This window comes from Pontibacter sp. MBLB2868 (assembly GCF_051904785.1).
Classification (GTDB): Bacteria; Bacteroidota; Bacteroidia; order Cytophagales; family Hymenobacteraceae; genus Pontibacter.
Map to the genome: position 1 here is coordinate 4374381 of NZ_CP196710.1, position 12507 is coordinate 4386887.

A 12507-nucleotide genomic window follows, 5' to 3' on the forward strand; every position below is an offset into this window, starting at 1 on the left:
CAGGATAAAAGTCCTGCAAAGGCAGTAAACAACAAATACTTGTATAGTTTCACCATAGTTGTCTTTAGTTCGGTGCTTTATGATTTGTTTGATATATTCAAATAATAAGAGAATTATTAATACGAAAGGTTGGTGCGATGGTTCCTGCTCATTGGGTGCTTTCTGATTACTGTCCTTTCTTATTCCCAAGAAGGAATCTAACCGGGGTTGCCAGCCTTTTCCTCCACGCTCGTTCCGAATGATCTTCTCCTTCAAACTTCTTCGTGATCCAGCTCTGTGAAGTATAGCCCTTTTCCTTCATGATCTCATCTACCTGTTTTTGATAAGGTTCGTAAAGGGCATCCAGTGTTTCTGTGCCGTAATCGAAATATATCCGGTGAGTTTCCGGAGAGGGCAGGTTTTCTTTCAGATAGGCCATAAAGGCTGCAGGTATCGGGTTGTTCCGGGTTGTGAAGGTGCCAATCCAGTGAGTAGACAAACACGCTGCCCCACCGAATACTTCGGGATATTCGCAGATAGCGTACGCCGAGACCAGCCCACCCATACTGGAGCCAAGTATAAAGGTGTTTTCTCTGTCAGGTTTTGTTGAGAAGGTGCTGTCAATATAGGGTTTTAGTTCCGTTACCAGGAATTTGAGGTATTTGTCAGACTGCACTCCGGAAGAGAAAAGGATCATCTCTTTAATCCCTTTTGGTATCACTGTTAACTGATCCTGGTAATCCTGCGGCAGACTCTCAAAGGGCTTTTGCGGAAAGTAGTCTGAGTGCCTGCTTTTGCCGGAGTTCCAGATTCCTACTACAATGCAATCTTCGATCTTATTTTCCTGCATCAGCCGGCTCATGGTTTCATCTACTCCCCATTCCTGATTATTCCAGGTGAGTGTGGAGTCAAATAGCATTTGCCCATCATGCATGTACACAACCGCATATTTTTTACCGGGATTATAGCTGGCCGGCAGCCATACATCTACATTGCGAGGTGCGACATACTTTGAATTAAAGTTCTCCAGCCGCTTTATCTGGCCTGCAGACACATGAGGAATTTGAGCAAAAGCAGTGACAGGCAGAATAAAACATATAAAATGGCAAAGTAGGATGAGTTGTTTCATGTTTGAATTTTTCCTAACCATTATCTCTATATACGGCCGATAACAGCTACTGATGGCTGCACTGCAACAGCTATTGATTACTATAGCCTCCCGGCTTACACCATCAATAACAACTCTGATCCGTTTTCTCCAGCTGCTCCACCGGGAAACCCTTGCTCTTTGCCTGTTGCACCATCAGGTTGTAAACAGCTTCGTCCAGCACAGGAGTTCGGGAGAGGATCCAGAGACTTTCCCGATCCGGTGAGCCCACAAGTACGTGCTGGTAGTCGGGGTCTAGCTCCAGTATCCAGTAGTCGCCCCGGAAGGGCCAGAAGAACTGTACCTTTAACTTGCTGTTGTTGCTGCCTTCTACCGGAAAAGCTTTTCCTTGTACACTCTTTTCTTTGCCTTCCGGGCCACCTTTGCGGCAGTAGTTATACACCTCTACATATCCTTCTGGATTTTGTTTATACTCTGCATAAACACAGTGGCAGCCTTTTTCGAAACGCTTCGGCAGCGAAGCGAACTCATACCAACGGCCTTCATACTTGTTCAGGTCCACGTTTGGCACAGTTTCTAGTGGCAAATTTTTTTTGCTGCAGCTGCTGATAACCCATGCCCCTAAGGCCAGGGCACCGGCACTAATGAGTAATCTGGTGTTCTTCTTCATTGCCAAAACAGGTATATTAAAGCTGCTTGGCCATTTTATAGTGTTGAATGGAGCCAAACAGCAGGTATGATTCTTCCACTACCTGATACCCGTTGCGGCGGTAAAAGTTTACAGCATTCTCACGTGCATGCAGCATTATGTTCGTTGCACCCATCTCACGGGCGCGCTGCTCCACATACTGCATTAGCTGATCGCCGAGTTTTTTTCCCTGCATGTCGCTTCGGATGCCCATAAAGCGCACCTGCGCCTCCTGTGGCGTGCTGAGGTGCACCCGGCAAACACCTATAGCATCGCCGGCGTTAGTTACCATCATGGCGTGTGTGGCAGTAGCATCGTCTGCTGCCTGCTCACTGCCCTGGGGCTGCCCCCACGGCTGGCGCAGGGTTTCAAAGCGGAGGCGGTAGTATTTCTCAAACTGCTCAGGGGTGGTAGGTTCAATTATATGCATTTGACAATATAGCTTCTTCACATCAAAAGAATAACTTTGTCAGGTTAAGATAGGTAAAATCAATTTTCAAAGTATAAAGTATTAAAAACACTATGGCATCTTTTGATATTGTAAGTAAAGTGGATCCGCAGATCATGGATAATGCTGTGAACGTGGCACGCAAGGAAATCATGAACCGTTATGACTTCCGCGATACCAAAGGCACATTGGAGTACGATAAAAAGAACAGTGAGGTGCACATCAGCATGGAAAACGAAATGCGCGTGCAACACACCGAGGATGTGCTGATCGGTAAAATGGTGAAGCAGGGGTTAGATGCAACAGCACTTGACTTCTCAAAAGAAGCTTACCAGTCTGGCGCGATGGTGAAAAAAGACATCAAAGTAAAAGCAGGTATCGACAAAGAGACTTCCAAAAAGATCATGAAGATCATTAAGGATAGTAAGATGAAAGTGTCGGCGGCCATGATGGATGAAACCATTCGGGTAACCGGGAAAAAAATTGACGACCTGCAAGAGGTAATCGCCCTGATGCGAAGCAACAGTGAAGAAATAGGCATGCCGTTGCAGTATGTGAACATGAAAGGTTAATACGACCTCGTAAACTACTTTTTAGTTGCTTGTTTTGGTCCAGCAACATGGGTGTTTCTTGTTCTCAATACATGTAAACGTGCTAATTGATCGCTTTGCTTAGTGCAGAATAATTTTTAATAAGTTTAATATGGAAATTTTTGCTAATCCGGATACGTGGATAAGCTTGCTCACCTTAACCTTTATGGAGGTGGTGTTGGGTATCGATAATATTGTATTCATTTCGATTGTGATAGGCAGGCTACCTCATGAGCAACAGGCAAAGGGGCGCACTATCGGCCTTTCGTTAGCCTTGGTTTTTCGTATTATACTGCTGCTGTTTATTTCCTGGATAGTTGGGGCAAGCGCTCCGTTATTTAGTATAAATCTGCCGTTTACCGAATCTGATTTTGCGGTGTCATGGCGAGATATCATCCTTTTTGCCGGAGGGTTGTTCCTGCTGGCGAAGAGTACTACTGAAATACACAATAAACTGGAAGGCGAGGAAGAAGAACCTGGCAAAGCTAAGGTGCATGCCACCATGGGTAAAATACTCGTGCAGATCGTAATCATCGACATCGTCTTCTCATTCGACTCTATCCTTACAGCAGTAGGACTGGCACAGGAAGTGATCATCATGATAATTGCTGTTATACTGGCTATGGGTATTATGCTGGCGTTCGCAAAGTATGTCAGTGATTTCGTGAACAAACATCCTACTGTTAAAATGCTTGCCCTGGCTTTTCTTATATTGATTGGCTTCATGCTGGTAGTTGAGGCGCTGCATCAGCACATACCTAAAGGTTACATTTATTTTGCAATGTTCTTCTCGCTGTTAGTGGAAATGCTGAACATGCAGTTACGCAAAAAAACTGTTCCTGTGCATCTGCGCCAGAACGAGGTGCTTGAACCGGAAGAAGAGGAGAGAGTTGTATAACTGTTTCATACAAAACTAAAAGCGGCGGCATCTGTCAGGGGTGCCGCCGCTTTTAGTTTAAGGTAAAACCTGCTATATGCTTTATTGATTTTTATAATTACTTTAGGGTATCTATAGCAACACTCTAAACCAATAGGTTATGCAGTTCCGACACCGCGCCATTGCAGTTTTTGTACTCGTGGCCGTAACAAGCCTGGCTCTTCTGAGCATCTACCTGCTTCAACCTCCTGCCCCAAAACCCGCCAACGCACCAGTAACAGCATTCTCAGCAACACGGGCCATGGAGCACGTGCAGCATATAGCAGGTAAACCCCATGCTATGGGTACCGCTGAACACGCAAAAGTGCGAACATACCTGCTCCAGGAAATGCAGAAACTAGGCCTGGACCCACAGGTGCAGGAAGCAGCAGCAGTGAATGATATGAATGGGGTAGCTTATGTGGGGCATGTGTACAACCTGATCGGCAGGTTGCGTGGAACGGGTAAGAAGGGCAAAGCTATCCTGCTGATGGCCCATTACGACTCACAACCCAATGCCCGTGGGGCTGGCGACGATGCTTCGGGGGTGGCTGCTATTCTGGAAACAATACGGGCTTTAAAGCAGAACGGCACACCTGCGCACGACGTGATCGTGCTGCTGACAGACGGGGAGGAGTATGGCTTGTATGGTGCAAAAGCATTTATGAAACACCCCTGGGCAAAGCAGGTGGCGCTTGTGCTAAATGTAGAGGCCCGTGGTAATGCCGGGCCAAGTATGACTTTCGAGCTGAGCCCTGAAAATGGTTGGGTGGCGAAGCAGTATATACGTGAGGCACCTTATCCGTTCGTCAGTTCTCTGGCTTATGAAATATACAAGCGCATGCCAAACGACACTGACTTTACAGTGTTTAAAGATGCCGGTTACAGTGGCTTGAACTCTGCCTTTATTGATGGATTTGTACATTACCACAAAGCAACTGACTCACCGGAAAACCTGGATATACGCAGCCTGCAGCAGCATGGCAGCAACATGCTTGCGTTAACAAAGCATTTCGCTAATATCCCGCTCAGCCAGACAAAAGCTCCTGACTCTGTATTTTTCAATTTTATAGGAAGCTGGGTGATCAATTATCCGCAAGAACTTAATGTGCTTTGGGTAGCGCTAATTACGCTGTTGCTGTTGGTAACGGTTAAGGTAAGCAGGCAGAAAGGAGGACTTACCATACGGCAGGTGCTCATCAGCTTCTTTGTATATGTAGTAGTGCTCGTGCTGGTGGTAGTAATGATTATGCTCATCAACAACCTGGTGCTGGCTGAGCTGCCATTTTCGCACCGGTCAAACGGGGTATACAGTGCACATGAGTTTTTTATCGCCTACCTGTTGCTGGCTTTAGGCTTTTTTCTGTTGCTAAGCTGGTTTGTCTTGCGCTGGCTGCGCTTGCTTGCATTGTTCATGGGCTTAATTCTGGTGCAGTTCGTGCTGATGATGGTGCTGTTCCTGATCATTCCAAATGCTACCTACCTGCTGCTGTTTCCGCTCCTGTTCAGCATGGGAGGGTTGTTACTTGTTTTGTTATTGGGTCTGCATGAGGTGCCGAGGGTAGACCTGCGCTATACGTTAGTAATGTTGTTTGCTTCTGTTCCTGCCATTTTCCTGCTTATGCCCATTGTGCAGGTCGTGTTTGTTGCTTTCGGACTACAACTGCCTGCCGGCCCTATTGCTTTGTTCGTGCTTTTACTGGGGCTCTTGCTGCCTCTGCTTTGGATCGTAGAACAGAGCCTTGGTTGGCGGCAGGTGCCTGTACTGCCATTGGTTCTTCTGCTGCTGGGGGGCATCCAAACCTATAGGGCGGTAGGGCATGAGAAGCCTTCTGAAGAACGGCCACTCCATAGCCATATAAGCTACTATTTAAATGCTGACACCGGTAAGGCGCAATGGGCCACTTATTACCAGACAACCGACGACTGGAACAGGCAGTTTTTTACGGAAGCGTCAAGAAAGACCTTATCAGATATGTACCCACAGGCCACCCTGGAATACCTTGTGAGTGATGCCAGGAGTATTGATGTGCCAGCGCCTGTTGCAGAAGTGGTTTCTGATACCATAATTGCTAATGAGCGGGTGTTGCAACTAAGGCTTGCGTCACGTCGCGATGCAGCGCACCTGGAACTGGTGTTGCAGCCGAAGGACACAGCATCATTGCATGAGGTAAAGCTGGCTGGTGAAGAGCTGGACCTGAAGCCTTTAGACACCAAAGAAGGAAAAGTTTACTATGTCCGGCTTCATGGTCTGCCGGTGAACAAGCAAGTAGAACTGGAGCTGCACCTGGCACCAGATACTCCTCTTACGTTGCACCTGTATGACCAAAGTATAGGCTTGCCACAGGAACTGGTGAAAAAACCAAAGCCGGCTCATGTTATTGCCGAACAGGGTGGTACGAGTAATATCACAGTTGTCCGGAAATCGTATTCCTTCTGATCATCAGGCCCTGCCAATAGAAGCATGCAAAGGCAGTGCTGCATTTTTCGTTGGAATTGGCGTTTGGCGCTAACCAATTTTTAAGGATGCGTAGTATAGGGAATACACACTTATACACGCATCCTTAACATGTTTATAGATAAAGTAATTTCCCTTGCTTTCGGCTTGGTCTTCCTGTTTGTTTTATCCTGCGATGGCCCTACTTCTGATACTGTAGTAGAGGAAGGCACGCCAGTAAGCAAGAATAAAACCTTGCGCGATAACCCTGTTTTCTGGGACTATGCAGCCAGCAGTAATATGCTGCAGACAGAATTAGGAAAACTCGCAGCAGAAAAAGGCAGCACGGAAGAAATAAGATTGATAGGTCAGAAAGCAGCCGATTTCCACTATAAAGCGCTGGAACAGCTTCGCAGTCTGGTAGCCAGTCAAACAAAAGTGCATGTGCCGGACAGCCTGGGTGCGGCAGACCACGATCTGGTAGAAGAGTTTAAGCTACTGAAAGGGGAGGATTTTGATACCCGCTACCACGACTATATACTTAACTCCCACAAGATGCAACTGGAGCGATACCAGGAGGCGCTTAGTATAGCTGAAAATCAGGGAACAAGAAAATGGCTACAGGCGATGCTGGTGCATTTGAGGGAACAACTGAATTCCGTTGCAGCTACAGATTCTGTAACACATCAGCCATGATAGTACAGCGTAACCCATGAAGAGGGGCTAATCCTTAAGTGTTGAATAAGCAGGGCTGCTAAAACTAAAAGATCTTGGATTAATTGGAAAGCTACTTCCAGAGTTCAGCCGCTTTGCGGGCCATCCTAAAAAACAGGTCTCGCTCTAAACCGGCTACCTGTCGTGCTTCGCAATCAGAATAACCGTTCTCTATAGCATTGAGGTAGTCGTAATAAAGTTGTGCCATCTCCAGCGAATCATCCTCAAAGCAATCTGCCAGCTCTTCTTGTGTGGCTTTTTTGGGTTCGAAAACTTTAGATGGGTACAGCTTGTCCAACTGGTAGATCAGGTATTTCTGCTGAGTCTTGTTTTGGCGGCCTCCAAAGAACTGCTCAATGTCCATGTCGTCCTCATCCTCAAATTCTTCCAGGTCATCTTCAACGGCAAGAGGTTCATAAACAATTATATCGTGGCAGGTTAGCTCCAGGTACTCGTCAAATTTCTCTTTAATAGGAATTATGGTGGGTGTATCGTAAGGCTTGTTAAGAACATCGGCCATGTGCAGCGCAATCTCCTTGCCTTTTTCGCCGGCAGCGATCAGTATCTGGTTAAACTGTGTAAAGTCGCAACCCATGTAGATAAACTTGTACTCATCGTCAAGCACAGTGAAACACCAGAGCGTTATAAATTCCGTATCATCGATCACTACAGTATCGATGTACAATTCATTTATCTGTACGTATAACGGCGAGTATTCCTGAGCATCCATGGGCATGGCCTTTGAGTGTACAAGTCTGTTTAGCTGCCTGTACGTTAAGTAACAGGTATTGTTAGTAGTTATACGGACTTTTGTGGACCAATGATAAAGCACATTGTCCAATCTTATACCCTAAACAGCTGGAGAGAATGGCTTTAAATCTATAAATGTTTTTATAAATTATTGATTTACTTTGATTTATGTAAAATGCAGGGCCACGAAAAGAGAATTCTCTCTTGCTAAATTTTAGTATGATTTTTTTCAGGTGCTTTTATTATTTGCATAAGCCGGTAAAAAAGTACTGAATCTGACACTTTTTTAACTGGTTTCGATTGGGCTAGTTTCCTGAGAAACAAGTAAACTGAAGTTTTTGCAGCATAAATTACTACTGTTTTTAGATGTGGGTTTCCTGAGAGTAGTAACTGCTTTACCCGCTCGCCCACAAGTCAGTGATGAAACGCTGGGCATTCCGGTATGCTAGTTTCTCCAGTTGTTCCTTGGTTAGCTGCTCCTTTAGCTGATTAAGCACATAGTTGTAACTGGTACTGGCTTGCTCATGCTCTTTAAAGTAGTAGGGTATGCGGCTAAGGTCGGTGCTGTCGGCGGTATAGAAGAAGTCGGCTCCGAAACAGATTACATCACCTGCTCCTTTACTGAAGCCATACAGAATGTGGTGCAGTAGTGCTTCCGGGTCTTCGTTATTTACAAAGGCTCTTAAGAAGTTCATCCCGATCAAGCCTTTGCGTCGAATAATTTCCTGGGTTAGTTCATCTGGCAGGTTGCGGTTGTGTTCCCACACAGGCCTGAAGTTAGAATGACTGGCGATGATCGGGATATCCAGTTTTTCCTTGTCAATGTGCGTGAGCATGTCAAAAGCCAGGGCATCGCTTGTGTGTGAAAAATCAACAGCTATTTTTCGGCCGTGCAGGTAGTCCAGGAGCATTTTGCCATCTCTCGTGATGCCCTTACCGGTCATGTTGCCTCCTCCGAAGCGGTTCTCAGTATGATGTGTGAAACTGATGTAAAGCAGGCGCTCACACACCTCTATCATTTTCTCCAGTTTCTTGAAACCGTCCTCCAGCGACTCATGCTCCTCACAGAAACCGGCTGCGTTCTCCACGGCAGCCACCATGCCTGTAGCTCCTTCTTGCTGCATTACCTGCTGCATGCTTTCTACATTCGTTACAGCAGTCAGGCCGTTGTCTGCATCCGCCAGCTCTCTGAACTTGTCGCGCTGCAGGGCGGCATACTGCGTACTGCCGGCGCCTGTTGCGCTATACATGGCCATTACCTGTAGCTTCACATTGCCTTCTTTCAGGTTCGGTAGCGAGCACCCGATTTCCTCTGCTTTGTTCATGTCCGAATCAGGTACATCCGTCAGGTATACCAATAAGTCACAGTGCATGTCAACGATCGGCAGGCGTGGGGTAGTACTGTTAGAAGCCATAGATTTATCTTTTTATAGAAGTACGGATAAGCACAACACTTAAGTTGAGAATTTCTACAAGCCAGCAGCTATCTGATGCTTTCTGGCTTTAAAACAGAACAGCCGGAGCAAATGCCCCGGCCATTAAGCATTATAAAAACAGGTGCGTTAAAAGTCATCATCTGCATCTCCGCCCCGGTCCTGCTGCTGCTGGTCCCGGCGACGTTGTTTTTCTCCGTCGCTGTTTATGCGGTAAGTAAAGCCTAAGTACACAATGCGGCTTTGCCTGCGGTTCTCGCTTTCAGTTCTGAACTCCGGTCCAAAGCTCAGGAAGTTATACTGGCGGGTATTGAAGATATCTGAAACCCGTAGCGATACGGTTCCCTTCTCATTCAGGACTTCCTTTTTCATACCTAGGTCCATGCTGAACATTTGCTCCATCCGGCCCTGGATATCGGCCATCGGTGCACGGTAAAAGCCTGAAAGTTGTATGTCAAGGTCTTTCCACACCGTCATGGTAGAGTTAAGCTTGGATGTCCAGCTGATGCGACTACTGCTTAACTCTGTATCGCCTTGCGTAGTGTTCAATTGTGTTCTGAAACCCGATACGCTTCCGTTCAGGCGCCACCATTTGGTAACCGGGTGATTAAAACCGAGTTCTACGCCATAAGAAGAATTGCTGGAAAGATTCAGGAAAGTAACCTCATTGGCTGGTATGGAGTCGCCATTCACTACCACAATCGTAGTGGTTCTGAAGCGCTCAATTTCATCGGTGGTATGGCGGAAAAATGCGGTTGCGTTGAGAGAAGTGTTGCCCCAGTAACGCAGGTAGCCTAACTCGAGCGAATTAACAAACTCCGGCTTCAGGTCGGGGTTGCCGTACCGCACGCTAAAGCGGTCAGACCGGTCAACAAAAGGATTTAGAAAACGGCTCCTGGGCCTGTTAATGCGGCGGCTGTAGCTGAACTGAACCTTGTTGTCGTCGTTGAAGTCGTTGGTGATAAAGATCGTCGGGAAAAGGCTGAAGTAGTTGTTATTTGCTACAATATCCTGTGTCCGTTGATCCGCTTTTGTAAGTGTCTGCTCCGCCCGTACACCAACCTGGTAGCTGATGGATTTATACTTGTTGCTGTAGTTGCTGTAAAGGGAATATACCTGCTGGTCGTAAACAAAATGATTGCTCAAAGCCACATCATATACATAACTGCCAGCAGCGCTGTCGAAGTTAAAGAAACGTGAATCCTCATCCAGGCGCTCATAAGAACTTCGGAATCCTGCCTCAAAGCGGCTGTCTTCTGAGATCGGGTGCACATAGTCGGCTTTGGTCACAAGTTCATAGTTTCCGTCATCCACTAAAGTTTGCTGCAGTTCAGGTGAGGCTTCAGAAAGCAGATCATGTTCGCTGAACATACTTTCCTCTTCATCCACATTGGTATTGTAAACGATGTCAGCTGTAAGTTCCTGCCCTTTGCGCTCAAAGGTCTGCCGGTAACCCAGTGTCAGGTCCATGGCTTTTTCATCTTCATTTTCAGTAGTGTTTCTGAGGCTGGAGCTTGTCTGCAGGCGGTTCTCGTTCAGGAAACGGTAAAGTATAGAATTCCTGTCCTTATCCTGGCCAAAGCGGTAAATACCCGAAGCTGATAAAGTATGACGTGGAGTAAGGTAGTAGTCGGCTCCCAGGCGGAAGTTGTGCGAAACGTCCGTGCTGTTACGATCGCCGGTTTGTGAGCGGTAGCTGGTGCTGTCTGTCTGCCCTTGCTCGTTCAGGTAAAAATTCTCCGTAAAGCTGTTGCGGGTGCCGGGCCTGTTACGTTGTCTGAAATCATAGCCCCCGGTAACCGACCACTTATCGTAGCGGTAGTTCAGGTTAAGGGAGCTGTTGTAATTATCATAAGTGCCGGCAGTAACCGAAGCAGAGCCATTGAAGCCTGGCTTTTTCTCTTTCTTTAACACGAGGTTAATGATGCCTGATGTGCCTTCGGGGTTATACTTGGAAGAGGGGTTTGTGATAAGTTCAATACTCTCGATAAGGTTAGCTGGAATCTGGTCCAGGGTGAGGTTAGAAAGCGCAGAGCGCTTTCCGTCTATCAGTATCGTAACGTTTGAGCTGCCCCGCATACTTACGTTGCCGTCTATATCAACCGTAACAGAGGGCAGATTTTGCATTACTTCGGCCACAGAGCCACTTTGTGCGTTAATATCCTGGCTTACGTTTACCACTTTCTTGTCCAGCTCATAGTCCACGAGTTGCTGCTCGGCCACTATTTCTACTTCGCTAAGTTTTGTCGAAGATGCCTTTAAAGTTATATTTCCCAAAGCGACCTCAGGCTTTTGGGGTGAAATGATGATGTTAGGAACGTAACGGGTCGGGTAGCCCACCATCGAGGCACGAAGTATAAAGCGGCCGTTGAGTACGCGTTCAAGTAAAAAGTATCCTTCTACATCGGTGGTAGCGCCGGTCACTAGGCTTGAGTCTTTGGCTGAAAGCAACACAACGTTAGCAAACCCTATAGGTGCCTTGGAGTCGCCTTGAACTAAAGTGCCGGATATTTTGCCGCGGGTGGTAGTTTGAGGCTGCTGTGCCTGTAGTGCAAATGGTAATGTGTTGGCAATGGAAAACAGTAATAAAAAATGTAATAAATTTATTCTCATAGTTAAGATGGAGCTCTGACAGAAAGCTTCCAAAATCAGGTTAAACATTGATTTTGTCTGCAAAAAGAGATCACGCCCTTGCCAAAGAACAAGCCTTTAGATTTATTAAAGACGCAATAACCTTATAAACTAGACTAAGAATGTGCAGCAGGGTTTAGTGTTGTGGAAAACTTTATGGCTTTCGTGGGTTGGATATGGGAACAACAAGAACAGGCAGAACTTGTTTTATTGTTCTCCCTGTTCTTGTTTATACTATCAGAATTTAGCTTAGTTAAGCCTATTGCGCGAGTGTTTTGCTCAGGAAGTCCCATACAACCACACCCGTGGCGACGGAAATATTAAGGGAATGTTTGGTGCCAAACTGGGGGATCTCCAGCACCACATCAGAAGCGCTTACCACATCCTGCTCCACACCAAAAACTTCATTGCCCAATACAAAAGCATAGGGTTGACCAGGCTCCGGCCTGAAATCATTCAGCATCGTGCTATTCTCGGCCTGCTCCACCGAGCAAATTTTGTAACCATCTGCCTGCAGTCGCTTGATCAGCTCAAGCGTATCAGGTACATGCTCCCACGCAACAGACTCCGTGGCTCCGAGTGCTGTTTTCTCAATGTCGCGGTGCGGAGGGGTGCCGGTAATGCCGCAGAGGTATACTTTTTCAGCCATAAACGCATCGGCTGTCCGGAAAACAGAGCCAACATTATTCAGGCTGCGCACATTATCGAGCACCAAGACTAACGGTATTTTTTTCTTATTTTTGAATTCTTCAACCGAATCGCGGTTGAGGTCGTCCATCGAAAGTTTACGCATTCTTTTATAGACGCAAGACT

Annotated in this window: 11 protein-coding genes; 4 read left to right on the forward strand and 7 right to left on the reverse strand. The window is 46.6% G+C overall.

Features of this window, described 5'->3' with window-relative positions:
- Positions 1-166: 166 nt before the first annotated feature.
- The 3 genes from ACSX1A_RS18750 to ACSX1A_RS18760 all read right to left on the reverse strand — a co-directional run bounded on the left by ACSX1A_RS18750 (position 167) and on the right by ACSX1A_RS18760 (position 2205).
- Positions 167-1108 carry an alpha/beta hydrolase gene (locus tag ACSX1A_RS18750; protein WP_439881169.1) on the reverse strand — a complete coding sequence of 314 codons (942 nt, stop codon included), beginning with the start codon at positions 1106-1108 and terminating at the stop codon, positions 167-169.
- A 103-nt stretch (positions 1109-1211) separates the two neighbouring features.
- A complete protein-coding gene (locus tag ACSX1A_RS18755) occupies positions 1212-1757 on the reverse strand; it encodes a lipocalin family protein (protein WP_439881170.1) in 546 nt (181 codons plus the stop codon).
- Between the two features lie 16 nt (positions 1758-1773).
- Positions 1774-2205 carry a GNAT family N-acetyltransferase gene (locus tag ACSX1A_RS18760; RefSeq protein ID WP_439881171.1) on the reverse strand — a complete coding sequence of 144 codons (432 nt, stop codon included), beginning with the start codon at positions 2203-2205 and terminating at the stop codon, positions 1774-1776.
- A 92-nt stretch (positions 2206-2297) separates the two neighbouring features.
- On the opposite strand from ACSX1A_RS18760, the gene ACSX1A_RS18765 reads away from it, so the two are divergent.
- From ACSX1A_RS18765 to ACSX1A_RS18780, 4 genes are all read left to right on the forward strand, one after another.
- The gene (locus ACSX1A_RS18765) at positions 2298-2795 is read left to right on the forward strand and encodes a YajQ family cyclic di-GMP-binding protein (protein ID WP_439881172.1); all 498 of its coding nucleotides are present in this window, start codon (positions 2298-2300) and stop codon (positions 2793-2795) included.
- Positions 2796-2925: 130 nt separating this feature from the next.
- Positions 2926-3711 (forward strand): TerC family protein, encoded by a 786-nt coding sequence (locus ACSX1A_RS18770; protein ID WP_439881173.1) that lies wholly within the window; start codon positions 2926-2928, stop codon positions 3709-3711.
- A 139-nt stretch (positions 3712-3850) separates the two neighbouring features.
- A complete protein-coding gene (locus ACSX1A_RS18775) occupies positions 3851-6169 on the forward strand; it encodes a M20/M25/M40 family metallo-hydrolase (protein ID WP_439881174.1) in 2319 nt (772 codons plus the stop codon).
- A 129-nt stretch (positions 6170-6298) separates the two neighbouring features.
- Entirely contained in the window at positions 6299-6862 is a 564-nt protein-coding gene (locus ACSX1A_RS18780; protein ID WP_439881175.1) for a DUF4142 domain-containing protein, read from the forward strand.
- A 91-nt stretch (positions 6863-6953) separates the two neighbouring features.
- On the opposite strand, the gene ACSX1A_RS18785 is transcribed toward ACSX1A_RS18780, so the two are convergent.
- The 4 genes from ACSX1A_RS18785 to ACSX1A_RS18800 form a co-directional block, all read right to left on the reverse strand.
- Positions 6954-7610 (reverse strand): hypothetical protein, encoded by a 657-nt coding sequence (locus tag ACSX1A_RS18785; RefSeq protein WP_439881176.1) that lies wholly within the window; start codon positions 7608-7610, stop codon positions 6954-6956.
- A 415-nt stretch (positions 7611-8025) separates the two neighbouring features.
- Entirely contained in the window at positions 8026-9045 is a 1020-nt protein-coding gene (locus ACSX1A_RS18790) for a dipeptidase (protein WP_439881177.1), read from the reverse strand.
- Between the two features lie 147 nt (positions 9046-9192).
- Positions 9193-11676 (reverse strand): TonB-dependent receptor domain-containing protein, encoded by a 2484-nt coding sequence (locus tag ACSX1A_RS18795; protein ID WP_439881178.1) that lies wholly within the window; start codon positions 11674-11676, stop codon positions 9193-9195.
- Between the two features lie 277 nt (positions 11677-11953).
- Positions 11954-12487, reverse strand: a complete 534-nt coding sequence (locus tag ACSX1A_RS18800; RefSeq protein WP_439881179.1) for an RNA methyltransferase — start codon at positions 12485-12487, stop codon at positions 11954-11956.
- Positions 12488-12507: the final 20 nt, after the last annotated feature.